Consider the following 25,689-nt stretch of genomic DNA (forward strand, 5'->3'; position numbering starts at 1 on the left):
TATGGCCGTCACCGACACGACGGCCGATCCGGCTCCGGCGGCAGCGGGGACGTCACGACGCCCCCGCCGCCGCCGGACGTTCGGCGGCCGCAACCTCGCCTTCTGGTACTTCGTCGGGCCGTTCCTGCTCGGCCTGATCATCTTCACGTACATTCCCGTCGGCTGGTCCGCGTACCTGTCGCTCTTCGACGCGCGCAACACCGTCACCCCCGCGTCCGAGGACTTCGTCGGGTTCGACAACTACGTCGCCATGCTCACCAACGCCGACTTCCGGCGGAGCCTCATCACCTTCTCCGTCTTCGCGGCGATCATCGTGCCGATCACGTTCGCCTCGTCGCTCGGACTCGCTCTGTCGGTCAACAAGGTCCGCATCATGCGGGCGTTCTTCCGCTCGGTGTTCTTCCTGCCCTTCGCGTGCTCGTACGTGGTCGCGTCGCTGGTGTGGAAGATGTCGATCTTCGCCGGGGTGCGCTACGGCATGGCCAACGTCGTGCTCGGCGGGTTCGGGGTCGAGAACATCCCCTGGCTGTTCGGGAACGACCCGCCGTGGTTCTGGCTGGTCATCGCCTCGCTCCGCCTGTGGATCCAGTGCGGCTTCTACATGATCCTGTTCATCGCGGCGCTGCAGCAGATCCCCGAGCACCTCTACGAGGCCGCCTACATGGACGGTGCGAAGGCCGGCTGGCAGACCTTCTGGCACATCACGCTGCCGCACCTGCGGGCCTCCTCGGTGGCGGTGCTGATGCTCGTGCTCATCGCGGCCTACCAGGCCTTCGACGAGTTCTGGAACCTGCTGCCCAACTCCGGGAACGTCCCGTACGCCCGGACCCCGCTGATCTACCTGTTCCACACTTCGCTGGGGACGAGCCAGGACCTCGGCCGCGGCTCGGCGGGAGCGCTCATCCTGGCGCTCCTGATCGCGATCGTGACCCTCTTCCAGGGCAAGCTCCTCGGCTTCGGCAAACCGGAAGGACGGTGACCGGCATGGTGTCCACAGAGAACCGGCGCAAACCGGTCGGATACAGGCCCGGCGTCGGCTCGCGGGCCTCGCGCGCCCTCAACTTCATCGGGCTGTGCCTGATCGCAGTGCTCTTCCTGATCCCGTTCTACCTGATCGTGCGCAACGCCCTGTCCACCACAGAGGACATCACCGCGCCGGGGTGGATGTGGTTCCCCACGGACGTCCAGTGGGGCAACTTCACCGAGCTGTTCAAGGATGAGAAGGTGCCGATGGCGCGGAGCCTCCTCAACTCCGCCATGGTCTCCGTGCTCACCACGGCCGGCACGCTGTTCCTGTGCACGACGGCCGGCTACGGCCTCGCCCGCATCCCGTACCGGCACGCCGACAAGGTGTTCTACGCGATCCTGGCGACGCTCATGGTGCCCAGCGCGATCACGTTCCTGCCGAGCTTCGTGATGGTCTCCAGCCTCGGCTGGGTCTCGGACCTCAGGGGCCTGATCATCCCGACGCTGTTCAACGGGTTCGTCGCGTTCCTGTGCCGGCAGTACTTCCTGAGCTTCCCCAAGGAGCTCGAGGAGGCCGCGCGGGTGGACGGGCTGGGGTACTGGGGCTCGTTCTGGCGCATCGTCATCCCCAACTCGAAGGGCTTCCTCGCCGCGATCGCGGTGATCACGTTCGTGACGTCCTGGAACTCGTTCCTGTGGCCGCTGGTCATCGGCCGCTCGTCCGATTCGTGGACCGTGCAGGTCGCACTCTCGACGTTCCTGACCTCGCAGACGGTGAACCTGCCGCAGCTGTTCATGGCCGCCGCCGTGGCGATCCTCCCGCTGGTGTTCGTGTTCCTGTTCCTGCAGCGCTTCCTGGTGCAGGGCGTGGCGCAGACCGGCCTCAAGGGGTGACGCCGACGAGTCGCCTCGCTCCATAGGCGACGAACGAGAATGATAATGTGAGCGCCACTTAGGTCACAGTGTGCCCAACCGGCCGCGGGTCCCCACCCGCGGCCGTGCGCTTTGACCTCGCCCGAAAATCCCTTTTGCAAGGAGCCATCCCCAATGGAAGAACTGAAGATCCGGTCCCCCTTCGGCGTGTGGGGCCTCACCCTCGTCAGCTTCGGCATCTACGGCCTGTTCTGGTACGCCAAGACCGCGACCCAGATCAAGGCCGTCAACCCGGACAACCCGAAGAACGTCAGCGGCTCCAGCCTCGTGGTGTGGATCCTGTTCGGCTTCATCACCCTGTTCATCGTGCCGATCATCAACTGGTTCAAGCTGTGCGCCTCCATCAAGGCCGAGCAGGAGGCCGCCGGCCTGACCCCGACGTTCAACACCGGCGTGGCCACCCTGCTGTGCTTCCTCGCCGGCACGAACCTCTGCTACATCCAGGCCCAGCAGAACCTGGTCGTCAACGCCGTGCAGGCCCGCCAGCCCGTCCACGTCTAGGACCCCCCTGCCATAGCCCACGCGGAGGCGAAGCCCCCGGCCGATGCATCGGCCGGGGGCTTCGCGGTACGTGACGCGTGATATGCCACTGGACCGCCGCAGCGGTGCCCGGGCGGCGCGCGACCGGTTAACCTTGCCGCTGTGGATCTGACCGAATACGTGCCCGTCGTCCCCGACTTCCCCGAGCCGGGGGTCGGCTTCCGCGACATTACGCCGCTGCTCGCCGCCCCTGACGCCTTCCGCGCCTCGGTCGACCGGCTCCTCGAGGCCTGCGAGGCCCACCCGTACGACGCGATCGCCGCGTTCGACGCCCGCGGCTTCCTCTGGGCCGCCCCGCTCGCCGACCGCACCGGCACCCCGCTCATCCCGATCCGCAAGGCCGGGAAGCTCCCGCGCGAGGCCGCGGTCGAGACCTACCGCGGCGAGTACGCCGAAGTGCGCGTCGAGATGCACAAGGACGCCGTCCGCAAGGGCGACCGGGTGCTCCTGGTCGACGACGTCATCGCCACCGGCGAGTCCATGGCCGCCGGAGTGCGCCTGGTCGAGAGCCTCGGCGGCACCGTCGCCGCCTGCGCCGCACTCCTGGAGATCGCCGCCCTCTCAGGCCGCGACCGCCTCGACGGCTACCCGGTGGTCTCCCTCCTCGGCAAGCTCTGAGTCCGCCGAGCGAACCCGAGTCGCCTTCACGAGCAAGGGCTGTCGCACCCACCTGCCAGGGTGGTACCGGGGGGCCCGCAATACCGGTAGTACGTGACATGTCACATGCCGCGACCGACCGGAGTGACCGCACCGACCCCTCGCCGCCGCGCTTGACCTAGGAGCGGGCGAACTTCAGCGGCACCCGGCCCGCTCGCACGCCTCGGCCGTCGCGAGCCCGGCCGCGCCGACCGCCTCGTCGCGCTCGCCGGAGCAGTACTCCGGCTCGCCTCGACCGCGCCGGCCCCGGCGGCACCAAGACAAGCATATGGCGCGTGACCGGTGACATGTCACGCGCCATCGCCTTTGCAGAAGCGCCGCTCAGCCGACGAGCTTCGCCAGGTTCGCCGGATCGGCCAGGGCCGAACCCATGCCGATGACCGAGGCCCCCGCCTTGATGTAGGTGTCGATCTCGTCCGGGCCGACACCGCCCGTGGCCACGAACTTCATCTCCGGGAACGGCCCGTGCATCGCCTTGAACCATTCCGGCCCGAGCGTCGAGGCCGGGAAGACCTTCACCCAGGTGCACCCCAGGTCCCGCGCGAGCCCGACCTCGCTGGCCGTCGCCACACCCGGCAGGTGCGGCAGCCCGGCCGCATGCGAGGCCTCCAGCACCGCCGGGTTCAGACCCGGCGCGATCGTGTAGGCCGCGCCCGCCGCGGCGGCGCGCTCGACGTGCCCGGCGGACACCACGGTGCCCGCGCCCACCGAGCGCCCGCCCGGCTCGGCGGCCTTCACCGCGGCGGCCAGCGCCGCCTCCTGGCCGGGCTTGCCGATCGGGACCTCGACCAGGTCGAACCCGGCGTCCCACACGCGCTCGGACAGCTCGACGGTCTCTTCGGCGGGCAGGCCCCGCCAGATCGCCATGACGCGCTGGCCGGCGAAGAGGCGGTCGAAGAATGCGCCTTGGTCAATGGTCACTGGTCCTCCAGGATGGCTCGGACGGTCTCGGGTGGCGGCGGGGGAGCGAGGTCCCCGACGGTCTGCAGGGCGCCCGCGGCGAGCCGGTGGCCCAGCCGCATCGACGCCTCGAGCGAGGCTTCTCGCAAGCGGCCGTACAGGAATCCGGCGGCGAACGCGTCGCCGGCGCCGACCGGTTCGACCACGTCGACCGGCTCGGCGGGGGCGAAGACGGCCTTGCCGCCTTCGAACGCGGTGACGCCGTTGCCGCCGTCCTTGACGACGAGCACGCCGGCCCCGGGCAGGAGCTCGCGGACGTCCTCGGCGGTCGCGGTGCCCCAGAGGACCTGGGCCTCGTCGAGCCCGACGAACGCGATGTCGGCCGCGTCGGCGAGCCGCCGCAGGGCCGGTCCGGCCTCGCTCACCGGCCACAGCGCGGGCCGGTAGTTGACGTCGAAGCTCACCAGCGCCGGGTCCAGGGCCCGGTCGATGAGGAGTTCGTCGACGAGCGCGGCGCACGTGTCGGAGAGGACCGGGGTGATGCCCGAGAGGTGGAGGAGGCGCGGCGCGTCGATGCCGGCGAGGTGGCCGGGCCGCATGGTGGAGGCGGCCGAGCCGCGCCGGTAGTAGTGGACGCGGGTGCCGCCGGGCCCGGGGTCTTTGAAGTAGACGCCGGTGGGCCGGTCGGGGTCGGTCTGGACGAGCGCGCAGTCGACGCCGGCGTCGTCGAGGACGTCGCGGATGCGCCGGCCGAGGGGGTCGTCGCCGGTCTTGCCGCACCATGCGGCGCGGGCGCCCAGGCGTGCGAGGGCGACGGCGACGTTGGATTCGGCGCCGGCGACGCCCATGTGGAGGTCGACGGCGCCGCGCAGGGGCTCGGCGGCGGCGGGGGCGAGGACGATCATCGACTCGCCCAGGCACAGGACGTCCATGTGGCTCCGTTCGTGTCCGCGCGTGCAGGGGTTGGCAAGCGGTGGCTTCAGCCTACCGACTGGAAAACGCATACACACAGGGGCGGGCGCAGGAGCGGACGCCGCCCGCCCGCCATCCCGTGCCGGGTTCCCAGCTCGAGGTCCGCTTCCGCGTAGACTCTGTGACACAGGCCTCTCACCTTGGAGCCGGACATGACCGACCTGCGTCTGGTGAAGCTCTTCGCGTGGACGATCGGGGTGCTCATCCTGCTGTGGATGCTCGCCGAGTGCCTCGGCGGCGCGGACGAGACCGACCCCGGATACCAGGACCTCGAGCGCGACACCGAGCAGATCGTCGCCGACTGCGAGCACGCCTGGCAGGCCTTCGACCTGGCCGCCGATGCCGACAGCGGCAACCTCGACGGCGTGCTCGACCAGCTCGACGCCATCGGCACCGGCATCGCCGACCCGAACCTCAAGGCGCTCACGGCGGACTACGCGCTGCAGGTCCAGGACATGGTCGCGAACGTGCCCGAAGGGGACGCGGAGGCGCTCGAGGAGGCCCAGGCGGCGTTCCGGGACGAGGCCTCGCTGGATCTGGCGATGCGCTGCCCGCTGCGGTGAACCGGTCCGAAACCTGGACACAGGTATTGACAGTGTTCGAAATTATCGCTAACTTCGACACGTTCGAACACCCTTCTGCGCGAAGGGTTTTCAGTGCACCTCAATGCGGAGGAACGCGGCACGGCGCGCGAGCGCCCTGCGCCTCCGCGCGGACTTTGCTCTGGGGTTGACGGGGCGGGACCGCCCGAAGGCGCCCGGGCCGCGTGATCGCGGGTCCGTGCGGCGACGGGCGGTCCCGCCCCGTTCCCGTCGGCGCCCTACCTTCCGGGGCGCGGCCCGATAGGCCGGTCCGCGCCAGTGCAAGCGTTCGTCTGCATGCGCACACCCGCGAGTTGACAGATGTGCGACGAGCTGCGGTTTCACACGTTCCCAGGCGTCGCGCGCGGACCGCGCGTTTGGGTTCGGGGCCGCGCTTGTGGCAAAATGGCACGTCTGCCGTTGACCCGTAGGAGCCTCGTTGCCACCCAGCGAATTGCACGCCACCTTCCTGCCCGACCACGCCTCCCCGGCCGACGGGCGGCTGCTCTTCTTCGGCGGCGCGCACCCCTGGGCCGCAGTGGCCGAGCTCGGGCTCCCCCCTGGGGACCCGGTGGACGCCGAGCTGTACCTGGAGGGCGAACTCGTCGAGGTCGAAGGCGTGGCCATGCCGGTGCGCCCGGTCCTGCCCGCGCTCACCAGGATCGCCTCGCGCCCGGACATCACCGAGTCGGTCGCGATCTGGGCGCGCATCGCGAACGCCGTGGACGACGACAAGTTCGACGACCTCGACCGCATCGCGGGCGAACTGCCCGCCGAAGGGCACTGCGTGCCCCACTCCGAAGGCCACGTGTGGACCGCGAAGGCCCTCGTGGGCGCGTTCGTCGAGTCCTTCACGGAGCTGCTGCGCTCCGACTCCGGGCTCAATCTGCGGCTCATCACCGCCCAGCACTCCGACCCCGGCGAGGTCCGCGTCAACGCCGACCTGCGCAAATACCAGGCCCACGGCATCGCCTGGCTGGAGGCCGCGGCCGACGGCGGCGCGGGCGTCATCCTCGCCGACGACATGGGCCTGGGCAAGACCCTCCAGTCGATCGGGCTGCTCGTGCGCCGCGCCGGGAACGCCCCGCACCTCGTGGTCTGCCCGACCTCGCTGGTCGGCAACTGGCAGCGGGAGATCGCCCGCTTCGCCTCCCAGCTTTCCGTGCACCTGCACCACGGCCCGGCCCGCACCAAGGAGCGCCGGCCTCTGACCGAGGCGGACGTGGTCGTCACCTCGTACTCGATCGCGCTGCGCGACATCAAGTTGCTGCGGCAGATCGCGTTCGACACGATCGTCATCGACGAGGCCCAGGCCATCAAGAACCACCGCTCGCGCACCGCCGGCGCCGTCCGCGACCTCACCGGCCGCGTCCGGGTCGCCCTCACCGGCACGCCCGTGGAGAACCACCTCTCCGAGCTGTGGTCGATCTCCGAGTTCGTCAACCCCGGCCTCCTCGGCGGCCAGACCGACTTCAAGCGCCGCTTCGCCGACCCGATCGAGATCGGCCGCGACCCCGTCTCGGCCGCCACCCTCCGGGCCCGCATCGACCCGGTCGTGCTGCGCCGCATGAAAGAGGACGTCGCCGCCGACCTGCCGCCGAAGATCGAGGCGGTCGTCGCCTGCACCATGACCGACGAGCAGGCGGGCCTGTACAAGGAGGCCATCCGCGAGGCCTTCGACGAGGGCCTGGGCGACGGCATCACCCGCCGCGGCCGCGTCCTCAAACTCCTGACGCGCCTCAAGCAGATCTGCAACCACCCCGCCCAGTACGTAGGAGTCGGCGACAGCGCCGGCCTCGCCGAACGCTCCGGGAAGCTCGACCGCGTCACCGAGATGCTCACCGAAGTCGTCGAGGAAGGCGACAAGACCCTCATCTTCACCCAGTACCGGCAGATGGGGGAGCTGCTCTCGCGCCACCTCCACGCCGAACTCGGCGTCGCCGCGCCGTTCCTGCACGGCGGGCTCGACCAGCCCGCCCGCGACCGGCTCGTCGACGAGTTCCAGACCGGCGAAGGCCCCGCGATCCTCCTCGTCTCCCTGCGCGCGGGCGGCACCGGCCTCAACCTCACCGGCGCCTCGCACGTCGTCCACTACGACCGCTGGTGGAACCCGGCCGTCGAGGACCAGGCCACCGACCGGGCGCACCGCATCGGCCAGACCCGCACCGTGCACGTCCACAAGCTCGTCACCGCCGGCTCGCTCGAAGAGCGCGTCGACGAACTCCTCGCACGCAAGCGGGCCATCGCCGACGCCGTGGTCGGCAACGGCGAAGACTGGCTGGGCGACCTCGACGACTCCCAGCTGCGCAAACTCATCGAACTCGACGACGCCGGAGGCCACCTGTGAGCGACCCCTACGGACGGACCTGGTGGGGCCGCAAATGGTGGCGGGCCCTGGAGACCATCGGCCTCAACTACCCCGACCAGCGCATTGTCAAAGGCCGCGCCCTCGCCGGGCACGGCGCCGTCACCGGCATGTCCATCGACCCCGGCACGGTCTCGGGCAGCGTCACCGACAACGGCCGCACCTACGAGACCGAGATCCGCATCCCCGTCTACAACGCCTCCGCCTGGGCCGCCGGGATGACCGCGCTCTCCCTCTCGCCCTCGTGCGTGGCCGGGCTGCTCGCCGGACGCCTGCCCAAACGCATCGACGACGTCCTCGCCGAAACCGGGATGCGCCTGCTGCCCAAGAAATTCGTCACCGAGGACCACAACCGCATCACCGCGACCTGCCCCTGCGCCGACAGCCGCGAGGTCTGCGCCCACATCATGGCGCTCGCCCTGGTCAGCGCCGCGAAGATGGACGACGACCCGTGGCTGGTCCTGCTCCTGCGCGGCGGCCCCACCCGCGACCTCGCCGGACGCCTGCGCGCGGCCCGGGTCGCGAGCATGGACGCCGCCCAACCCGCCTGAGGACCTCCCCGAAAACGCCGAAGCCGGGCCGCGTTTCGCGGCCCGGCTTTCGTGCAAGCCCGGATCACCCCTCGGCGGGCGGGAGGCGCTCGGCGATCCAGGCGTCGAGCTGAGCGAGATCGGTGGAGGACTCGATTGCCGCGCGCCGCTCGGCGCTCACCCCGCCCTCCGCTTCGAGCAAACGCAGCAGCATCGCCCTGGCATGGCGGACGGCGCCTTCCTCAAGGCCCTGCTCGCGGCCCCTCGAGAGCAGCGCCTCGGTGTACTCCGAGTGGTAGAGACGGGCTCCGGTCTTCATCAGTGCCTCCAGCAGGGTCGCAGGCTCCTTGGCCAACGTGGTGAGCAGGAATCTCGCGTACACGGCCCCTCGGCGCGGCTCGACGGCACCGAGCCAGCGGTCGAGCGTCGAGACGAACAGTTCGACCGGAATGGTCTTCGGCTGCCGGCGCATGACCGCCGCCGCGACGGCCGCGGCCGCATTCGGAGGGGCGTCGTCCGAACCCAGGTCCGGCATCTCCCGCGGGCCCACCGTCGCCACCGCCACCGTGCTGCCCGGGCCCACGGTGATCCCGCGGCGGAACCGCCGCGCGAGCGCATCGGTGCGACACAGCATCAGCAGCACCACCGGAACGCGGCAGTCCTCGAAAGCGCGGGACAGGTAGCCGGGCAACCGGTGGTACCGGTCCTCACTCCACTCGTGCTGGACCACGCAGACGACGACCAGCTCCGCACCGTCCGCGAAACCGAGCCGGACCACGCCGTCCGCCCCGCACCCGGCAGGACCCGACGAGCCCGCCGCACCCGAGCCGGCCTCCGCTCTGACCCACTTCGCGCCGCGCGGCCCGCCGGCCAGCGCCAGCATCCACGGCACCGACGCCGGCTCGTCCCGGATCAGCTTCACGAGGATCTCGTGGAACTCTCCTGGCATTGACTCCTCTTTCCAAATCGGGGCATGCACCCGAAAGAACGAGGAACGAACCGGACGGACACGGCACTGTCGCAAAGCCGACAGCATGCGCGGCAAGGAGACTGCGACCCGCCGCACCCGGGCCCCGCCTCAGGCCAGCGTCACCGACATCCCGGACCCATTGACGGACACGGACACCGACAACATGTCCGGCACCCGCGGCAGACCCTCCGACGCCTCACCCTTGTAATCACCCACCACCACCGCGGACGCACCCGCCGCCCTCGCCGAAGCCAGACCCGCAGGCGCATCCTCGAACACCACCGCCTCCGACGCATCGAACCCGAGCGCCTTCGCCGCCAGCATGTACGGCTGCGGATGCGGCTTCCCCCGCGTCACATCGTCAGCGGCCACCAAGATCTTCGGCAGCGGGATCCCCACGGCCGCAAGCCGACGCAACGTCAACGCCCGCGTCGCCGACGTCACCACCGCCCATCGCTCCCGATCCAGGCCGCTCAGCAGCGCCGCCGAACCTGGAATCTCACTGATCCCGTCCGTCCGATCGATCTCCTCCGCCTCGATCCGGTCGGTCTCCGCCACCACGTCCACACCATGCGGCGCGAACTCCGCCACCACCTCGATCGTCGGCCGCCCGTGCGCCACCGCCAGAATCGCCGAAGCCTCCAGACCATGCCGGCCCGCGAACCGCCCCCACGCCCGCTCCACCGACGCCGTCGAATCCACCAGCGTCCCGTCCATGTCGAACAGCAGCACCGAAGCCGTCAGCACCGAATCACCCATACAAACCCCTCCTCGAATCACCGGGACCTGGACGGTACCAACGGAACATGACGACCACGCTAACTCTCACGAAGGATTCGCACCCACCCACCGTGAGCCCTCCGCAACACCGGATAACGGTTGCGCGAACCCCGACCACCACCTAGCGTCGACACCGTGCCAGCACTGATCCTCCCCACCGCACGCGTCGGACACTCCTACCTCGCAGGCGTCCGCGAATTCCTCGCCGAAGGCCGCGGCGGACCCGACGACCGCTCCCTCTTCGGCAACCTCATCCGCGAAGCCGGACACCCCGACGACACCCCCGCATGGCTCGAACGCGCCCTCGACTTCGAACGCCGCCTCACCACCCACCCGCCCGCCCACTTCGTCCCCTCCACCACCTACTGGTGGACCGAGGACGACACCTACCTCGGCCGCATCAACCTCCGCGCCCACCTCAACGAGCAGCTCCGCGAAATCGGCGGCCACATCGGCTACGACGTCCGCCCCACCGCCCGCCGGCAAGGCCACGCCACCGCCATGCTCGCCGCGGTCCTGCCCCACGCCGCCGCACTCGGCATCGACAAGGCACTCATCACCTGCGACGCCGAGAACACCGCCTCCCGCAAGGTCATCGAAGCCAACGGCGGGGTACTCGAAGACGAACGCGGCGGCAAACTCCGGTTCCGGGTGCCCACCGCGCCATAGCAACGCAAGCGCACACAGGTTGGGGGACAAGGTGGCACTCAAACGCGTCGACTACGACCGCACACAGCACGCCGGATACGCGAAGGGACGCAGGCTCCTACCCGCGAGCCGCCGCACCTGGCTCCGGGCCTTCCGCGAACACGCCGGGAACCGCCGCATCGGCACCGTCCTCGACGTCGGCTCCGGCACCGGGCGGTTCACCCCCGCGCTGGCCGACGAGTTCGGGGCCGACGTGATCGGCGTCGAGCCCTCGACGCGGATGCGGGAGGTCGCCCATGTCGAGTCCTCGCATCCGCTCGTGTCGTACGTGCCGGGCCACGCCGCGGACCTGCCGCTCGAGGACGCGAGCGCCGACCTGGCGCTGATGTTCCTCGTCTGGCACCACGTGCCCGACCGGCCCGCGGCCGCACAGGAGCTGGCGCGGGTCCTCGCGCCCGGCGCGCGGCTGCTCATGGCGACCACGCTCGCGGACCGCCTCAAGGACCTGCTGCTGTACCGGTACTTCCCGCGGACGCGCGAGATCGACGCCGAGGTGTTCCCGACGCTGGAGGAGACCGTGCGCGTGTTCGCCGACGCCGGGTTCGCGCACGCGGCCCTCACCGAGGTCCACCACCGCTCGGCCGACAGCCTCGCCGAGTACGCCGGGCGGCAGCGCATGCGGGCGCTCTCGGTCTACGAGCACCTCCACGACTACGAGTACCGGGAGGGCCTCGCCGCGCTCGAAGCCGACGCACTCGCCGAGACCGCGCCGCGCCCGGTCGAATCCGAATGCGACCTGCTCGCGTTCACGCGACAGTGAACGGGCAGAGCGGCTCCTGCAACGGCGCATGGCATGGCACCGGTTCGGCGGGATGCCGCCGGCACGGGAGGCCCCGGGTACCCGCCCGATCCCACCTTCACCACTACCAATGAAAAGGACACCCTCCCACACGGGTACGACAAAGGCCCGCTACCTGCGGAAACAGGTGCGGGCCCGGGCGGTGCCTAGTTGCCGTCGGGGCTGACGAGACCGGTGTTGTAGGCGAAGATGACCGCCTGCACCCGGTCCCGGGCGCCGATCTTGGCGAGGATCCGGCCCACATGGGTCTTCACCGTCGACTCGGCCAGATGGAACCGCTCGGCGATCTCGGAGTTGTTCCAGCCCCGCCCGATCGCCGTCAGCACCTCCTTCTCCCGCTCGGTCAGGACCCCGAGCCGCTCGGCCGCCGCCGACGTGTCCTCCTCGCCCTCGACCGGGAACTGGTCGGCGAACCGGTCGAGCAGCCGCCGCGTCAGCTTCGGCGCGACCACCGCGTCGCCCGCGGCCACCACCCGGATGCCCGCGAGCAGCTCCTCCGGCTGCGCGTCCTTGACCAGGAACCCGCTCGCCCCCGCCCGCAGCGCCGCATACGCGTACTCGTCGAGATCGAACGTGGTCAGCACCAGCACCCGGCTGCGACCACCCGCCGCGATGATCCGCCGCGTCGCCTCGATCCCGTCCACACCCGGCATGCGCACGTCCATGAGCACCACGTCCGGCCCCAACTCCGTCGCCCGACGCACCGCATCGGCCCCGTTGTCGGCCTCCCCGAGCACCACCAGATCCGGCTGGCTCTCCACCAGCATCCGAAACCCCATGCGCTGCAAAGGATGATCATCCACGATCAGCAACGTCGTCACCGACGCTCCTCTCCGTCCTGGGGAAGCCACAACGCGACCCGCCAACCGCCGAGCGCCTCGGGCCCGGCCACCATCGTGCCGCCGAACGCCGCCGCCCGCTCCGACAAGCCTGCCAGACCACGCGCCGTACCGGCCTCTTCCACCCGGTTCCCCGTGTTGCGCACCGTGACCGACAACCCCGAATCCCGGTACTCCATCGCCACCTCGGCCCGCCGCACGCCCTTCGCATGCTTGAACACGTTCGTCAGCGACTCCTGCACCGTCCGGTACACCGCCAACTGCTGGTTCTCCGACAACACCAGAGGATCGCCCGACACCGACACCGTCACCGGCAGACCCGCCTCACGGACCCGCTCGATGAGCGCGTCCAACTCGCCCAGGCCCGGCTGCGGCGCCAACTCCAGGTCCTCGCCCTCCTCGGCCTTGAGCACCGACAGCACCCGCCGCAGCTCCGACAGCGCCTCCCGGCTCGTCCGGCCGATCGCCTCCAGCGCCTCCTTCGCCTTCTCCGGCGCCGCGGTCGCGGCGTACGCGCCGCCGTCCGCCAGCGCATTGATCACCGCCAGGTTGTGCCCGATGATGTCGTGCATCTCCCGCGCGATTCGGTTGCGCTCCTCCGTCACCGCCTGATGCGCCGCCTGGTCCCGCTCCGCATGCTGGAACTCCCGGCGCGTACGCATCAGCATGCCGATCGCCACGACGAACCCGAAGTAGATCGCCGTCGGCGCGAAGAACCCGAGGAAGCCGAGCACCGACAGGTCCTGGTTCACCAGCCAGTCGATCAGCGACGGCACCAGCGAGACCATCCCCGCCCACCACAGCAGCTTCAGCGGGCGCCGCACCACCAGGTTGTAGAGCACGAACGTGAACGCCAGCGCCGCAGCGGAGTTCACGAACCCCGCACTGTCGTCGCTCGTGTACCCCATCGGGATCGTGATCGCCAGCGGCACGCACTGGCTCAGCAGCACCGCGAACGGGTACCGGCGCCGCCAGATCGTCGGCACCAGGAACATCGCCACCAGCAGCATCTGCACCAGCGGGTCCACCGCGTCGATCTCGCCCACCAGCACCAGCAGCAGCGCCAGGCCGGCGGGGAACGAGAACAGGAAGATCGGGAACAGATTCCAAAGCAGCGGATGCCGGGAGTCGAACTCCAGCATCCGCTGCCACATCCCGCGCTTGCGGGGAACGGTCACGGCCTCGGCCACGAGCACATGCTCACACGTCGCGACGCTTGAGCAGCACGCCCGCCAGCCCGTAAGTGACGACCAGCCAGATGCCCATCCACAGCCAGGACTCGCCCAGCGACAGGTCCGCCCCGGCCGGGTCCACCATCGTGATCGTGTTGGCCACGTTGCCCGGCGCGTACGGCGTCACGTCACTGACCCAGTTCCACGGCAGCAGGGTCGCCAGCTGCGGCAGGATCATGATCACGCCGATGTAGAACCCGATCGAACCGGCCGAGTTGCGCAGGATCGAACCGATCCCGAGCGCCAGCAGCGACAGGTACACGATCATCGCCGCATACCCGAACAGCGCCCGGAGCACCCCGTCGTCCGAAAGCGACACCCCGCCCAACTCGGAGTCGCCGAACAGCGCCTGCGTCAGGAAGAACGTCAGGAACACCATGACGGTGAACATGACCGCGACCACGGCACCGAACACAGCGGCCTTCGCCCACAGCACCGACAGGCGCTTCGGCGCGGCCGACATCGTGGAGCGGATCGAGCCGGTCGAGTACTCGCCGGTCACCGTGAGGATGCCGAGCACCGCCACGAACACCGAGGCGAGCGCGACACCGGACATGGAAACGCCGATCGCCGTCTCCGCCCCGCCGACCGCCTCTTCCGTCGGAATGCTCGCCGCGATCAAAGCACCCAGGCCGGCGCTGAACACGGCCGCGCACAGCAGCACGATCCAGGTCGAGCGCAGCGACCACAGCTTCGTCCACTCCGAACGCAGCAGTCCCGCCGCGGAGAGCTTGTAGTTCGCCGGCGGCGTGTAGGCCGCGGGGCGGTCGGTCATCACAGCGGCGGTCATCGGTTCGCCCCTTCAGTGGTCTGGCGGTACTCGACCGCGTCGGCGGTCAACTGCATGAACGCGTCCTCAAGGGACCCGCGGTCGGTGCGCAGCTCGTGCAGCACCAGGCTGTGCGCGGCCGCGGTCTGGCCGACCACGGACGCCTCGGTCCCGGTCACCTCCAGCACGCCGCGCTCCGGGCTCGACACGGTGATCCCGGGCCCTGCCAGGTGCTCGGCCAGCCGCGCCGCATCGGGCGAGACCACCCGCACGCGCGACTTCCCGTTGCCGGACACGAACGCGTCCACCGTCGTGTCCGCCAGGAGCCTGCCCTGCCCGATCACGATCAGATGCTCGGCGGTCTGGGCCAGCTCGCTCATCAGGTGCGAGGACAGGAACACGGTCCGGCCCTCGGCCGCGAGGCCCTTGAGCAGCAACCGGATCCACTTCACACCGTCCGGGTCGAGGCCGTTCACCGGCTCGTCCAGGATCAAGACCGCCGGATCGCCCAGGAGCGCCACGGCGATGCCCAGGCGCTGGCCCATGCCGAGGCTGAAGCCGCCCACGCGCTTGCCGGCGACCTCGTGGAGGCCGACGAGGTCGATGACCTCGTTGACGCGGCGCTTGGGGATGCCATGGGTGCGGGCGAGGGCGAGCATGTGCTTGTAGGCGCTGCGCCCGGCGTGGACGGACTTGGCCTCGAGCAGCGCGCCGACCTCGGTGAGCGGCGAGCGGAACTCGGAGTAGTGCTTCCCGTTGACCCGGGCGAGGCCGCTGGTCGGGGCGTCCAGGCCCACGATGGCGCGCATCGTGGTGGACTTCCCGGCGCCGTTGGGGCCGAGGAAGCCGGTGACGACGCCGGGTTTGACGGCGAACGTCAAGTCGTCCACGGCCGTCTTCTTGCCGTAGCGCTTCGTCAAGTGCTCGATCTCGATCATGCCCAGAACGCTACGGTCCGCCGCGCGGCGGTTCATCCGTTTCCAGAGCGAACTTCAGGGGCGCGAGTGGTACCCAAGTACTACGACTTCGAGTCGGCGGCTGCGCCGAACGCACATGAAACAGGCGAATGGCGCGTCACATGTCACATATTACCCGTAGGGAGCACCCCCGGAAATACCCTGACACACGGGTACGACGGTGACGGCGCGCCGAATCCGGGCTCGGCCGGTCGGGCCGGTCGTTCACTTCGCTTCGGAGTAGCTGTCGACCACCTTGGGTCGCAGCGGGATGCGCACCGGCATGTCACCGAAGAGCGTTCTCGTGGCGGCCTCGGCGGCCTGTTCGATGACCGCGCCGACCGTGTCGGCGTGCGTGGCCGGGCAGTGGACCACGACCTCGTCGTGCAGGAAGAACACGAGCTCCCCGAGACCGCGCTCGTGCAGCTCGCGCCGCAGCAGCGCCAGCAGGACCAGGGCCCACTCGGCGGCGGTGCCCTGCACGATGAAGTTCCGGGTGAAGCGGCCGCGGCCGGTCGCGGCCCGAATGCCGTCCTCCGAGTTCAGGGTCTGCCACCAGCGCTCGCCCGGGGCCGGCACGGTCCGCCCCAGCCAGGTGCGGACCAGCCCGCCCTTCTCGCCGGTGCGCGCGGCCGACTCGACCCGGTGGAACGCGGCGGGGAAGCGGTCCTTCATGAGCTGCACCAGCTGCGCCGCGTCCCCGGCGGTCCCGCCGTACATCGCCGAGATGAGCGCGATCTTCGCCTTCGACCGCTCGCCGCCCAAACGCGGCGCCAACTCGGTGTACAGGTCGTCGGCGGCCGTGGCCGCGATCATCGCCCGGTCGCCGCTGATGGCCGCGAGGAGCCGCGGCTCCAGCTGCGCGGCGTCGGCGGCGACGAGCTTCCAGCCCGGCTCGGCCCGGATCGCCTCCCGGACCGCGTGGGGGAGCTGCAGCGCTCCGCCGCCGTCGGTGCCCCACCTGCCGGTGTCGGCCCCGCCCACCATGTACACGGGCCGGAACCGGCCCCGGTCCGCGGGCGCCGGGTCGGCACCGGCCCCGGGCGCTCCCGTCTCCGAGACCCACGCGTCCGCCCAGTTCCAGCCGAACGCCGACCACACCCGCGCGTGCTCGCGGTACACCTTGAGCGCCTCGACCGCCGGATGGTCGACCGAGGCGAGCTCCCAGGAGTGCGTGTTCTTGACATCGAGCCCGGCCGCGTGGAATGCCGCGAGGACCTGCTTCGTCGAATCGGGGTTGAGCTGGTGCCCGAACGCGTCGATCACCTTGTCCGCCAGCGCCTGGAGCTTCCTGGGACGCATGCCCTTGGTGGGGCGCGGCCCGAGCAGGTCGCGCAGGAGGCGGTCGTGCACGCCCCGGTCGAAGGGCACGCCCGTGCGGCTCATCTCGGCGGCCACCAGCGCACCGGCGGACTCGGCCGCCAGCAGCGTGCCCAGGCCCGGGAGGTCGGCCGCGGCGGTGCGGCGGCGCTGGTCGAGCCAGGTGGCCTGGAGCCGGACGAGGATCGCGGGGCCGTCGACCGGTTCGGGCTCGCGCTCGAAGAGCGTCCCGGCGTCCGGGTCGGACTCGGCGGTGACGGCCGGCGGCTCGCGGCCCTCGACGCGGGAGAGGATGCGCTCGGCGAGCCGCAGGTCGCGGCAGCGGTCGAGGCGGGCGCCGGCCTGCAGGAGCGGCGGGTAGTCGTGCGCGGCGTCGGCCAGGACCCACCGCGGCGAATCCGGGTGCCCGTGCCCGAAGTCAGGGCGGCCTGGCCCGCCCGGGTCGGGATCGGCGTGGCGATCTTCGACGCGTTCCTTCTCGGCGACACCGGCACCGGCTCCGTCAGCACCGCTCGCGGTCCCGGCCCGCTCGCCGACTTCCCGTGCACCACCGCTCGGGTTCGACGACTGCCGCGCATCCGCCTCGATCGCCGTCACCGCGGCCGCCAGGTCGGGGTGGTACGCGACCGCGCCGCCGGGCAGGGGCATCGTCCACCCCTCCCCGCCGCGACCGTGCACGAGTGCGACCTCCATGGTCCAAGTGGACCATGCGCCACCGACATTCCGCCCGATCCCGAGCCCGCTCCGCGCCGGCCGTACCGGCTCGACAGCTGCCGCTGGTCGCAATCGGGGCGAATCCGACTCATGCCACAAGGGCGGCGAATACCGTCGTACCCGCATGTCAGGGTATTACCGGGGGCCCATCGGGCGGGTGGTACGTGACATGTCACATGGCATCGCAGGTAGAAGGCTCATGCAATGCGGGAGAAGACTGTAGACATACTTTCGCGTCGTTCCGGGTAACCGGTCCTCATGGCATTGATTCTTTGGATCCTCGCGGTCCTTCTCGTGATTTACGGCATCTTCATGATCTTCCGGGGCCAGGTGCTCCTGGGGATCGTGGTCATCATCGTCGGCCTTCTGGTCGGCCCCGGCGGCGTGAGCCTCTTCACTTAGCCGCGCTGCCGCGCCGAGCTCGGCGGCCGCACCCGGCATGCGGCGGCCGCCGCTCGGCATCGCCCGAACAATCCGACCGAGCCCGACGCCGCTGAGCGATGATGCGCAAGCACCACCGCTAAGCGGAGTCGCGCACCACCAGTTCCGTCGGAAGGATCTGAAGCGATTCGACTTCACGACCTTCCAAGAGCCGCAGCATGGTCCGGGCCATGCTGCGGCCTATTTCCGCGATCGGCTGCCGCACCGTCGTCAACGGCGGGTCGCAGTACGTCGCCAGCGCGATGTCGTCGAACCCGATCACCGCCACGTCCCCGGGCACGCTCCGGCCCGCCTCCCGCAGCGCCTGGAGCGCCCCGTGCGCCATGAGGTCCGAGGCCACGAACACCGCGTCCAGGTCCGGTTCGTCAGCGAGGAGCTGCCGCATCGCCGCGTGCCCCGACTCGGCCGTGAAGTCCCCGACCGCGACGATCGCGCGCCGGTCCGCGGCCGCCAGCGCCTGCCGGTAGCCGTCCAGGCGCGCCCTTCCGGCCACCATGTCCTGCGGCCCCGCCACCGTCGCGATCCGCCGCCGGCCCTTGGCGAGCAGGAACTCCACCGCGGCCTTCACGCCCCCGAGGTGGTCGACGTCGATGCACGGCGCGGCCAGATGCGGCAGCCCGTTGCACACCACCGGCACCCCGCGCCGCAGCATCAGCTCGGGCAGCAGGTCGGCGTCGTGCAGCGAGGCGAACATGACCCCGTCGACGTGCCCGCCCACCGCGTACCGCTCCGCTCGCGACCGCGCCTCCGCCGAACCGGTCGTCAACAGCACCAGCAGTTTCCCGGCCGCGTCGAGCTCCCCGGCGACGCCCCGGATGACGCTGGGGAAGAACTGGTCGTCCGAGAAGACCCGGTTCGGCGACTCCGGCAGGATGAGCGCCACCGAATCGGTCCGGTGGGTCACCAGCGACCGCGCCGCGGCGTGCGGCACGTACCCGAGCTCGGCCGCCGCGGCCTCCACGGCCTGCCGCAGGTCCTCGGCGACCGTGGTCTGCCCGTTGACGACCCGCGAGACCGTCGCACGCGACACCCCCGCCCGCTCGGCGACCTCCTCCAACGTGGGCCGGCCACCGCCTCCGCTCGCCGCATGCCTCCGCCTCCGTCTCAGCCCTTGACCGCACCCTGCATGATCCCGCTGATCATGTACTTGCCCAAGAGCGCGAACACCGCCAGCAGAGGAAGCGTAGCCAGCATGGTCCCGGTCAGCACCAACGCCTGGTCGGTCACGTACCCGCCGCTGAGGGTCGACAGCGCCACCTGCACCGTCTGCTGCTCGGGGCTGGAGAGCACGATGAGCGGCCAGAAGTAGTCGTTCCAGGAGGTCAGGAACGTGAGCACGCCGAGCACCACCGCCGCGGGCCGCGCGGCGGGCATGACGATCTGCCAGAAGATCCGGAACGTCGAGGCGCCGTCCATCCTGGCCGACTCGATGAGCGACCCCGGCAGGGCGCCGCGCAGGTACTGGGTCATGAAGAAGACCCCGAACGCGCTCACCAGGCCCGGCGCGATGACCGCCCACAGCGTGTCCGTCCACTCCAGTTCGATCATGAGCATGAACAGCGGGATCACGCCCAGCTGCACCGGCACCATCATCGTCGCGACCACCGCCAGGAGCAGTACCTTGGCGCCCTTGAACTCGAGCTTCGCGAACGCGAACCCCGCGAGCGTGGAGAAGAACACCACGGACGCGGTCACCGAGACGCTCACGACCGCCGAGTTCCACAGCGCCGTGCCGAACGGCACCGTCGCGAAGACCCGCTCGACGTTCGACACGAGGTTCGACCCCGGCAGCACCGGCGGCGGGACCTGCGCGAGCGCCGAGTTGTCGCGGGAGGCGACGACGAAGCTGTAGTACAGCGGAAAACCCGAGAAGAACAGCACCGCCACCAGGGTGAGGTAGGTGAGGCGGCCCGGCTGCTCGCGCAGGGCGCGCATGCGGGCCCGGGCCCGATGGGTCGGCCGGCCCGGCAAGGCTGTGCGGCCGGCCCATCGGGAGTCGGTGTCCGGCGCGGGCGCGTCGGCGAGGTCGGGGCGGGTCATGAAGCGCTCCTGATGCGGCGGATGAACAGGTAGTTGAGGAGGGCGATGAGGATGATGACGAGGAACATCGTCCACGCGACCGCGGAGGCGTAGCCGAACTCGAAGCCGCGGTTGAAGCCGTGCTCGTACAGGTAGAGCGTGAGGGTCTGGAACTGGCGGGAGGCGCCGCCGGTGACCCCGTTGGGCCCGCCGCCGCCGAACAGCTGCGGTTCGGCGAAGATCTGCAGCCCGTAGATGGTCGAGACGATCACCGTGAACACGATGGTGGGCCGGATCATCGGCACCGTGACGTGGAACAGCTGCTGCATCCGCGACGCGCCGTCCAGGTGCGCGGCCTCGTAGACCTCGCGCGGGACGGCCTGCATCGCGGCGAGGTAGATGAGCGCGTTGTAGCCGGTCCACTTCCACGCCACCATCACCGCGATGGCGACATGCGACGTGGCACTGCCGGCCTGCCAGTCGACGCGCCCGGCACCGAGCGACTCGAGGACCCAGTTGACCAGCCCGAAGTCGCGGCCGAACAGCTGGCTGAAGATCACGGCCACGGCCACCACGGAGGCGACGTTCGGCAGCAGCATCCCCATGCGCCAGAACGTCTGCCCGCGCAGCCGCAGCGTCAGCAGGTGCGCCAGGAGCAGCGCCGCCAGCAGCTGCGGGACGGTGGCGAGCAGCAGGATGGACAAGGTGTTGCCCAGGGCGTTCCAGAAGTACGGGTCGCTCAGGAGGGCCTGGTAGTTGCCGAGCCCCAGGAAGGTGTGCTCGTCCGACAGGAGGCTCCAGTCGTGTGCGGACACCCAGGCGGTGTAGCCGAGCGGGAAGAGCCCGAACACGGCGAACAGCGCGAAGAACGGGGCGATGTACAGGTACGGCGAGGCCTTGAGGTCGAGGCGGTAGCGCAGGTGCGTGAAGCGCCGCCGCTCCGGACTCGGGCGGCCTGCGGCGGGGGAGGAGCGGCCGGTCGGGTCGGCGGCGGGCTTGGCGGCGATGGTCATCGGGTCGCTTTCGGGTCGCAGGGAGCGGGGCCGGGCACTGCCGTGCCTGCGGCCCCGCTTCCTTCGGGGGCTAGAACGATTCGAGGTCGCTGAGGACCTGGCTCCAGGCCTCTTCAGGGGTCTGGCTGCCGTCCTCGATGCGGCCGAGGCCCTGGCCGATCGTCGCGAGCACGTCGCCCTGGAGCGGGCCCTGGTACTGCGGTTCGACGGCCTGGGCGGCGGCGGTGAAGATCTGGCCGACCGGCGCGTCGTTGAAGTACGCCTTCGTCATGCCGGTCAGCGCCTCGTCCTCGTACAGGTCCGGTGTGGACGGGAAGTTGCCCGTCGACTCGAAGACCTTGAGCTGCTGCTCGGGGGCGGTGAGCCACTCGATGAACGCGTAGGCCTCCTCGGGGTGCTCGCCCTGCGCGGGCAGCACGAGGTGCGAGCCGCCCATGTTCCCGGCGCCGCCCGGCACCGTGGCGATGTCCCACAGGCCGACCGAGTCGGGCGCGTTCGTCTCGATGTAGGAGGTCATCCACGCGGGGCAGATGATGGTCGCGAAGGTGCCCTCGTTGAACCCGGCGTTCCATTCGGGCGTCCACGCCTGCAGGCGGTTCGACATGCCCGCCTCGATGGCCTCGACGGTGAGGTCCCACGCGTCGCCGATGGCGGGGTTGGACTCGACGACGAGGTTGTCCTCGCGGTCGTACACGCCCTCGTCGGCCTGCTCGACCATGGCGCGGAACATGTTCCCCGAGGACTCGAAGAAGTAGTCGCCGCCGGTGGCCTCCGAGTACTGGCGGCCCACGTTCACGTAGTCCTCCCAGGACTCGGCCCACAGCGCCGAGACCTCGTCGCGTTCGACCGGGAGGCCGGCCTGCTCGAAGAGGTCGCGGCGGTAGCACATGGCCATGCCGCCGACGTCGGTGCCGAGCCCGATGAGGGACTCGCCGTCCTTGGCGAGCGCCTGCTGCCACTTCCAGTCCAGCCATTGGCCCTCGAGATCGGCCGCGCCGAGGTCGAGGAGGTTGTGGAAGCGATCGGGCTGGGCGGTGTACTGGGAGATGTAGCCGACCTCGACGGCTTCGATGTCGGCGGTGCCGGAGCCGGTGGCGAGGTGGGTGGTCAGGTTGGTGTGGTGGTCGGCGAACTCGGCGATGCGCTCCTCGAACCGGATCTCGGGGTGCATCTTCGAGTACTCCTCGTAGAGGGGCCCGAATCCGAAGTCGCCGAAGAGGCCGACGCTGAGGGTGATCGTGCCGTCGTCGTCCCCGCCGCCGGAGCATGCGGCGGTCAGCGCGAGCGCCGCCGCGGCGGCCCCCGCCATGGCGGCCCGGATCGGTCTGGTGTTCATCGGTGGTTCTCCACTGTGTTCGCTGGATGGGTGAGGGGTCCGCGGCCCGCGTCGGTCGCGGGTGCGGGCGGCGGCCCGGCCGCCATCGGGGCGACCGACCGGGCTTGCACCGGGGCTGAGAGCACTTGCGAGCAGGCGCCATTGGCGAATCGCCACTGAGAGAGCGCTCTCTGCCCCGGATCGCAGGCCCCGGCAGCGCTTGGCGCTACGGGGCCTTGCGAAGTCGTTGGGTCGCGCGTGCGCCGGTGCGTCACGCGTGACATGTCATATGCCACTGCTCGAGGGCGGTGGCGGAAGAGCGCGGCCGAGCGGAAGGAGGGCCCGGCCGCGCCCCCGGATCAATGCCGGAAGTGGAACCAGTTGACGTTGACGAAGTCGTTCGGCTGCCCGCTGGTGAAGGTCAGGTAGACGTCGTGGACGCCGGTGACCGCGGTGACGTTCGCGGGGACCGTCCGCCACTGCTGCCAGCCTCCGGTGTTCGCGATCGCGAACGACCCGATCGGCGTGGACGTGCGGCTGTCGATGCGCACCTCCACCAGGCCGCTGACGCCGCCGCCGGCCCCGGAGGCCACCCGGGCCACGAAGTCGAGCGGCTGCTGTGCGCCGAAGTCGACGTCGTCGAAGCGCAGCCAGTCGCCGTTCCCGACCCAGGCCACGTTCTGGCCGCCGCCGCTGTCGGCGGTGCCCTCCGTGCCGGTGCCGCTCTGATCGACGAACGCCTCGGCCTGGATCGGGCTGTAGGCGTCGATGCCGTCACCGGGCGGGTCGGTCGGGTCGTCGGTGGTGGGCGGGTCGGTCGGATTGCCCGTGCCGCCGCCGCTGGTGTACACCCGCACGTAGTCGACGAGCATCGAGTGCCCCGGCACCGTCGCCGCGGTGGGCGTGGTCCGCCCGGACACGCCGTCGGGGAAGGCCCCGCCGATCGCCAGGTTCAGCAGCAGGAAGTACCCGGCGTGGTCGGTCATCTGCGCCCACGTGTCCGCGGGCAGGTCGCCCTCGTCGATGGTGTGGAACAGCGTCCCGTCCACGTACCAGCGCAGCTGGCCGGCCGGGCCCGACTCGTCCCACTCCATCCCGTAGGTGTGGAAGCCGGTGTGGCACGAACCGCCGCAGTAGGTCTGCCCGGCGAGGCCGTTGAACTCGTTGCACGGCCCGCCGGGGGCCACGCCGCAGTGGAGCGTCCCGAACGTCCAGTCCAGACCGTTCACGTTCTCCATGAAGTCGATCTCGCCGATGCCCGGCCAGTTCCAGTGGTTGCCGCGGAACGGCGCCCCCATGGACCAGAACGCGGGCCAGTACCCGAGCGCCGCCTCGCCGGTGACCTGCGGCAGCTGGAGACGGCCCTCGACCTTGAGCGTCCCGCCCGACGGCGGCTTGAAGTCGGCCCGGACGGTCTCGATCCGCGCCGAGGTCCACTGCCCGGCCGAGTCGCGCAGGGCGGTGATCTCGAGGTTCCCGTTGCCGTCCATGGAGACGTTCGCGGGATTGTTCGTGTGGGCGGCGATCTCGCCGGTGCCCCAGTTCCCGGGCCCGCCGGGGTAGCCGTGCCCGATGTCGTAGATCCAGTCGGCGGTCGAAGGCTGCGATCCGTTCGCGCCGTTGAACTCGTCGGACCAGACCATGTCCCAGGCCTGGGCGGCCGCGGGGGCCTCTTGGGCGCCGGCGTTCACGACGGTGAGGCCCGCCGCGGCGATCACCGCGGCGCCCGCGGTGAGGGCGGCGACGACCCGGGCGAGGCCGCGCCTTGAAAGCCGGTGCCGCGAAGCGGGGCGCTGGGATGGATGCTGTCGTTCGGAGGTCTGCACTCGTGCCATGACGGCTCCTTTGCCGAGGGTTCGAGAGACCGCTCTCTCAGGGCTGATCTGGCTTCAGATCGATCGTGAGAGAGCGCTCTCTCATTCGGTTCAGAGTTCATTCCTACCGAACGAATCGGTACATGTCAATGGGTCGTGGCCGAATCGTTACCGGCCGGGCCGTTCAATGCCGCAGGTGAACGCTTGCAGCACAAGGTGAACGGTCACTTCATGCCGAAGCGGCTCCGCGGCTTCAGTCTTCGTCGCCCTCGGCCTGCGGCGGCTGCTGCCGCGCCTCCCGCGAACGCCGCTGCAGATCGCCCATCCGCGCCTGCCGCTCCCGCCGCAACCGGTCCAGACGCCCCTGCCGCTCCCGCCGCTCCTCGGGCGACTCCGTACCGCCCAGCATCCGCTTCTCCAGCCACTCCACATGCTCGGCGTGCGCCGCCGCGTTGATCGCCCGCACGTCCTGGTAGGTGCCCCGCAGCGACTCCATCCGCTTCAACGCGTCATGGCACTGCGCCAGCAGGATCTCGATGTCGGCGTTCTCGGACCGATCGGCGTCCGCCCGACGCGCCTCGAGCCACGCGATGCCCTCCCGCAGCTTCTCGCGGGCCTTGAGGTTGTGCATCGCCAGGTCCTCCACGAGCCGATCGGTCGTCTCGAGGAAGTTCAGGTGAGGATCGGGGCGGTCGTCGGTGCCCATGGGGCCGTCCTTCCACGAGGAGGTGCCTCTACCCCTTCCACCATACGGGCGCGGCTACGATCATCCTTCACCGTGCGACCGATTCACCCCGAACGCTGAGGCCCAGTGGAACCCATCGAGACCGTCATCGACACGCTCGCCCAGACCCAGGACGCCCCGCCCGTCTGGGTCATGCTCGCCTGCCTTGCCGCCGCGGCCGCCGCCGTCCTCTACACGCCCGTGTGGCGCTGGACCCGCGGCCTGGTCACCATCGCGCACGAAGGCGGGCACGCGCTCATGGCGATCCTCATGCGCCGCCGCCTCACCGGCATCCGCCTGCACGCCGACACCTCGGGCCTGACCTTCTCGCGCGGCAGGCCCACCGGCTTCGGCGCCGCCATGACCCTCTTCGCCGGCTACATCGCCCCCGCCCTCCTCGGCCTCCTCGCCGCGGCCCTCACCGGCGCCGGACGCATCGTCCTGCTCCTGTGGATCACGTTGGGGCTCTTGGCGGTCATGCTCGTGTTCATCCGCAACTGGTACGGCGCGCTGGCGCTGATCGTGGTCGGCGCGGGCGTCTTCGCCGCCACCTGGTACGGCAACGCGATCGTCCAGACCGTCGCGGCCTACGCCGGGTCCTGGCTGCTGCTGCTCGGGTCGGTGAAGCCGGTGCTGGAGCTGGGTTCGCGCCGCCGCCGCCGCAGGCACGGCGCGGGCCAGTCGGACGCCGACCAGCTCGCCGGGATCACCGCGATGCCGACCGGCGGCTGGATCTTCCTGTTCGCGCTCGTCACGATCGCCTCGGCCCTGTGGGGGACCTCCATGCTGCTGCCGGTCGACGACTGGGTCAACGCCTAGCGCCCCGGAGGGG

At 70.5% G+C, this 25,689-nt stretch carries 26 protein-coding genes; 11 read left to right on the top strand and 15 right to left on the bottom strand.

Annotation, left to right across the window (positions count from 1 at the left end):
- The first annotated feature begins 1 nt into the window (after window position 1).
- The 4 genes from QWI33_RS23555 to QWI33_RS23570 all read left to right on the top strand — a co-directional run bounded on the left by QWI33_RS23555 (window position 2) and on the right by QWI33_RS23570 (window position 3,057).
- Entirely contained in the window at window positions 2-979 is a 978-nt protein-coding gene (locus QWI33_RS23555) for a carbohydrate ABC transporter permease (protein ID WP_289959405.1), read from the top strand.
- Between the two features lie 5 nt (window positions 980-984).
- Window positions 985-1,860 (top strand): carbohydrate ABC transporter permease, encoded by an 876-nt coding sequence (locus tag QWI33_RS23560; protein WP_289959406.1) that lies wholly within the window; start codon window positions 985-987, stop codon window positions 1,858-1,860.
- Between the two features lie 153 nt (window positions 1,861-2,013).
- Complete coding sequence (locus QWI33_RS23565; protein WP_289959407.1) at window positions 2,014-2,400, top strand: DUF4234 domain-containing protein; 387 nt, start codon at window positions 2,014-2,016, stop codon at window positions 2,398-2,400.
- 141 nt (window positions 2,401-2,541) lie between these two features.
- Window positions 2,542-3,057 (top strand): adenine phosphoribosyltransferase, encoded by a 516-nt coding sequence (locus QWI33_RS23570; RefSeq protein ID WP_289959408.1) that lies wholly within the window; start codon window positions 2,542-2,544, stop codon window positions 3,055-3,057.
- A gap of 360 nt (window positions 3,058-3,417) precedes the next feature.
- Here the strand turns inward: QWI33_RS23570 and QWI33_RS23575 are convergent, their stop codons facing one another.
- Together QWI33_RS23575 and QWI33_RS23580 are read right to left on the bottom strand one after the other, a co-directional pair.
- Complete coding sequence (locus QWI33_RS23575; protein ID WP_289959409.1) at window positions 3,418-4,017, bottom strand: bifunctional 4-hydroxy-2-oxoglutarate aldolase/2-dehydro-3-deoxy-phosphogluconate aldolase; 600 nt, start codon at window positions 4,015-4,017, stop codon at window positions 3,418-3,420.
- A complete protein-coding gene (locus QWI33_RS23580) occupies window positions 4,014-4,928 on the bottom strand; it encodes a sugar kinase (protein ID WP_289959410.1) in 915 nt (304 codons plus the stop codon). The genes QWI33_RS23575 and QWI33_RS23580 overlap by 4 nt, the downstream gene beginning before the upstream one ends.
- A 192-nt stretch (window positions 4,929-5,120) precedes the next feature.
- Here QWI33_RS23580 and QWI33_RS23585 point away from each other — a divergent pair, with 192 nt between their 5' ends.
- From QWI33_RS23585 to QWI33_RS23595, 3 genes are all read left to right on the top strand, one after another.
- Window positions 5,121-5,531, top strand: a complete 411-nt coding sequence (locus QWI33_RS23585) for a hypothetical protein (protein WP_289959411.1) — start codon at window positions 5,121-5,123, stop codon at window positions 5,529-5,531.
- A 457-nt stretch (window positions 5,532-5,988) separates the two neighbouring features.
- On the top strand, window positions 5,989-7,896 hold the full coding sequence (locus QWI33_RS23590) for a DEAD/DEAH box helicase (RefSeq protein WP_289959412.1): 1,908 nt from the start codon (window positions 5,989-5,991) through the stop codon (window positions 7,894-7,896).
- Window positions 7,893-8,465 carry an SWIM zinc finger family protein gene (locus QWI33_RS23595; protein WP_289959413.1) on the top strand — a complete coding sequence of 191 codons (573 nt, stop codon included), beginning with the start codon at window positions 7,893-7,895 and terminating at the stop codon, window positions 8,463-8,465. The genes QWI33_RS23590 and QWI33_RS23595 overlap by 4 nt, the downstream gene beginning before the upstream one ends.
- Window positions 8,466-8,529: 64 nt before the next feature.
- Here the strand turns inward: QWI33_RS23595 and QWI33_RS23600 are convergent, their stop codons facing one another.
- Window positions 8,530-9,393, bottom strand: coding sequence for an RpnC/YadD family protein (locus QWI33_RS23600; RefSeq protein WP_289959414.1), 864 nt, complete (start codon window positions 9,391-9,393; stop codon window positions 8,530-8,532).
- A gap of 129 nt (window positions 9,394-9,522) precedes the next feature.
- The gene (locus QWI33_RS23605; protein WP_289959415.1) at window positions 9,523-10,173 is read right to left on the bottom strand and encodes an HAD-IA family hydrolase; all 651 of its coding nucleotides are present in this window, start codon (window positions 10,171-10,173) and stop codon (window positions 9,523-9,525) included.
- A gap of 156 nt (window positions 10,174-10,329) precedes the next feature.
- Here QWI33_RS23605 and QWI33_RS23610 point away from each other — a divergent pair, with 156 nt between their 5' ends.
- Together QWI33_RS23610 and QWI33_RS23615 are read left to right on the top strand one after the other, a co-directional pair.
- On the top strand, window positions 10,330-10,863 hold the full coding sequence (locus QWI33_RS23610) for a GNAT family N-acetyltransferase (RefSeq protein ID WP_289959416.1): 534 nt from the start codon (window positions 10,330-10,332) through the stop codon (window positions 10,861-10,863).
- A 31-nt stretch (window positions 10,864-10,894) separates the two neighbouring features.
- A complete protein-coding gene (locus tag QWI33_RS23615; protein ID WP_289959417.1) occupies window positions 10,895-11,662 on the top strand; it encodes a class I SAM-dependent methyltransferase in 768 nt (255 codons plus the stop codon).
- A 185-nt stretch (window positions 11,663-11,847) separates the two neighbouring features.
- Here QWI33_RS23615 and QWI33_RS23620 read toward each other — a convergent pair whose 3' ends face one another.
- From QWI33_RS23620 to QWI33_RS23640, 5 genes are all read right to left on the bottom strand, one after another.
- Complete coding sequence (locus tag QWI33_RS23620) at window positions 11,848-12,522, bottom strand: response regulator (protein WP_289959418.1); 675 nt, start codon at window positions 12,520-12,522, stop codon at window positions 11,848-11,850.
- The gene (locus QWI33_RS23625; RefSeq protein ID WP_289959419.1) at window positions 12,519-13,730 is read right to left on the bottom strand and encodes a sensor histidine kinase; all 1,212 of its coding nucleotides are present in this window, start codon (window positions 13,728-13,730) and stop codon (window positions 12,519-12,521) included. Before QWI33_RS23625 ends, QWI33_RS23620 begins: the two co-directional genes overlap by 4 nt.
- A 10-nt stretch (window positions 13,731-13,740) precedes the next feature.
- Window positions 13,741-14,562, bottom strand: a complete 822-nt coding sequence (locus QWI33_RS23630) for an ABC-2 transporter permease (RefSeq protein WP_289959420.1) — start codon at window positions 14,560-14,562, stop codon at window positions 13,741-13,743.
- A complete protein-coding gene (locus QWI33_RS23635; RefSeq protein WP_289959421.1) occupies window positions 14,559-15,479 on the bottom strand; it encodes an ABC transporter ATP-binding protein in 921 nt (306 codons plus the stop codon). The genes QWI33_RS23630 and QWI33_RS23635 overlap by 4 nt, the downstream gene beginning before the upstream one ends.
- Before the next feature lie 243 nt (window positions 15,480-15,722).
- Window positions 15,723-17,510, bottom strand: coding sequence for a bifunctional 3'-5' exonuclease/DNA polymerase (locus QWI33_RS23640; RefSeq protein ID WP_289959422.1), 1,788 nt, complete (start codon window positions 17,508-17,510; stop codon window positions 15,723-15,725).
- Window positions 17,511-17,789: 279 nt separating this feature from the next.
- On the opposite strand from QWI33_RS23640, the gene QWI33_RS23645 reads away from it, so the two are divergent.
- Window positions 17,790-17,933 (top strand): GPGG-motif small membrane protein, encoded by a 144-nt coding sequence (locus QWI33_RS23645; RefSeq protein WP_270118733.1) that lies wholly within the window; start codon window positions 17,790-17,792, stop codon window positions 17,931-17,933.
- A gap of 118 nt (window positions 17,934-18,051) precedes the next feature.
- On the opposite strand, the gene QWI33_RS23650 is transcribed toward QWI33_RS23645, so the two are convergent.
- From QWI33_RS23650 to QWI33_RS23675, 6 genes are all read right to left on the bottom strand, one after another.
- Window positions 18,052-19,080 carry a LacI family DNA-binding transcriptional regulator gene (locus QWI33_RS23650; protein ID WP_353895550.1) on the bottom strand — a complete coding sequence of 343 codons (1,029 nt, stop codon included), beginning with the start codon at window positions 19,078-19,080 and terminating at the stop codon, window positions 18,052-18,054.
- On the bottom strand, window positions 19,077-20,012 hold the full coding sequence (locus tag QWI33_RS23655) for a carbohydrate ABC transporter permease (protein ID WP_289959424.1): 936 nt from the start codon (window positions 20,010-20,012) through the stop codon (window positions 19,077-19,079). Before QWI33_RS23655 ends, QWI33_RS23650 begins: the two co-directional genes overlap by 4 nt.
- Window positions 20,009-21,004 (bottom strand): carbohydrate ABC transporter permease, encoded by a 996-nt coding sequence (locus QWI33_RS23660; RefSeq protein ID WP_289959425.1) that lies wholly within the window; start codon window positions 21,002-21,004, stop codon window positions 20,009-20,011. Before QWI33_RS23660 ends, QWI33_RS23655 begins: the two co-directional genes overlap by 4 nt.
- A 70-nt stretch (window positions 21,005-21,074) precedes the next feature.
- Window positions 21,075-22,340 carry an ABC transporter substrate-binding protein gene (locus QWI33_RS23665; RefSeq protein WP_289959426.1) on the bottom strand — a complete coding sequence of 422 codons (1,266 nt, stop codon included), beginning with the start codon at window positions 22,338-22,340 and terminating at the stop codon, window positions 21,075-21,077.
- 338 nt (window positions 22,341-22,678) lie between these two features.
- Window positions 22,679-24,154 (bottom strand): glycoside hydrolase family 16 protein, encoded by a 1,476-nt coding sequence (locus tag QWI33_RS23670; RefSeq protein WP_289959427.1) that lies wholly within the window; start codon window positions 24,152-24,154, stop codon window positions 22,679-22,681.
- 232 nt (window positions 24,155-24,386) lie between these two features.
- A complete protein-coding gene (locus QWI33_RS23675) occupies window positions 24,387-24,839 on the bottom strand; it encodes a hypothetical protein (protein ID WP_289959428.1) in 453 nt (150 codons plus the stop codon).
- A gap of 105 nt (window positions 24,840-24,944) precedes the next feature.
- Between QWI33_RS23675 and QWI33_RS23680 the strand changes: the two genes are divergently transcribed.
- Complete coding sequence (locus QWI33_RS23680; protein ID WP_289959429.1) at window positions 24,945-25,676, top strand: M50 family metallopeptidase; 732 nt, start codon at window positions 24,945-24,947, stop codon at window positions 25,674-25,676.
- Window positions 25,677-25,689 lie beyond the last annotated feature (13 nt).

Source organism: Glycomyces tritici, assembly GCF_030403505.1.

Coding starts and splice junctions, on each gene's coding strand:
- QWI33_RS23555 (WP_289959405.1), top strand. CDS start 2: ATGGCCGTCACCGACACGACGGCCGATCCGGCTCCGGCGGCAGCGGGG.
- QWI33_RS23560 (WP_289959406.1), top strand. CDS start 985: ATGGTGTCCACAGAGAACCGGCGCAAACCGGTCGGATACAGGCCCGGC.
- QWI33_RS23565 (WP_289959407.1), top strand. CDS start 2,014: ATGGAAGAACTGAAGATCCGGTCCCCCTTCGGCGTGTGGGGCCTCACC.
- QWI33_RS23580 (WP_289959410.1), bottom strand. CDS start 4,928: ATGGACGTCCTGTGCCTGGGCGAGTCGATGATCGTCCTCGCCCCCGCC.
- QWI33_RS23585 (WP_289959411.1), top strand. CDS start 5,121: ATGACCGACCTGCGTCTGGTGAAGCTCTTCGCGTGGACGATCGGGGTG.
- QWI33_RS23600 (WP_289959414.1), bottom strand. CDS start 9,393: ATGCCAGGAGAGTTCCACGAGATCCTCGTGAAGCTGATCCGGGACGAG.
- QWI33_RS23605 (WP_289959415.1), bottom strand. CDS start 10,173: ATGGGTGATTCGGTGCTGACGGCTTCGGTGCTGCTGTTCGACATGGAC.
- QWI33_RS23630 (WP_289959420.1), bottom strand. CDS start 14,562: ATGACCGCCGCTGTGATGACCGACCGCCCCGCGGCCTACACGCCGCCG.
- QWI33_RS23635 (WP_289959421.1), bottom strand. CDS start 15,479: ATGATCGAGATCGAGCACTTGACGAAGCGCTACGGCAAGAAGACGGCC.
- QWI33_RS23640 (WP_289959422.1), bottom strand. CDS start 17,510: ATGGAGGTCGCACTCGTGCACGGTCGCGGCGGGGAGGGGTGGACGATG.
- QWI33_RS23645 (WP_270118733.1), top strand. CDS start 17,790: ATGGCATTGATTCTTTGGATCCTCGCGGTCCTTCTCGTGATTTACGGC.
- QWI33_RS23655 (WP_289959424.1), bottom strand. CDS start 20,012: ATGACCCGCCCCGACCTCGCCGACGCGCCCGCGCCGGACACCGACTCC.
- QWI33_RS23660 (WP_289959425.1), bottom strand. CDS start 21,004: ATGACCATCGCCGCCAAGCCCGCCGCCGACCCGACCGGCCGCTCCTCC.
- QWI33_RS23665 (WP_289959426.1), bottom strand. CDS start 22,340: ATGAACACCAGACCGATCCGGGCCGCCATGGCGGGGGCCGCCGCGGCG.
- QWI33_RS23670 (WP_289959427.1), bottom strand. CDS start 24,154: ATGGCACGAGTGCAGACCTCCGAACGACAGCATCCATCCCAGCGCCCC.
- QWI33_RS23675 (WP_289959428.1), bottom strand. CDS start 24,839: ATGGGCACCGACGACCGCCCCGATCCTCACCTGAACTTCCTCGAGACG.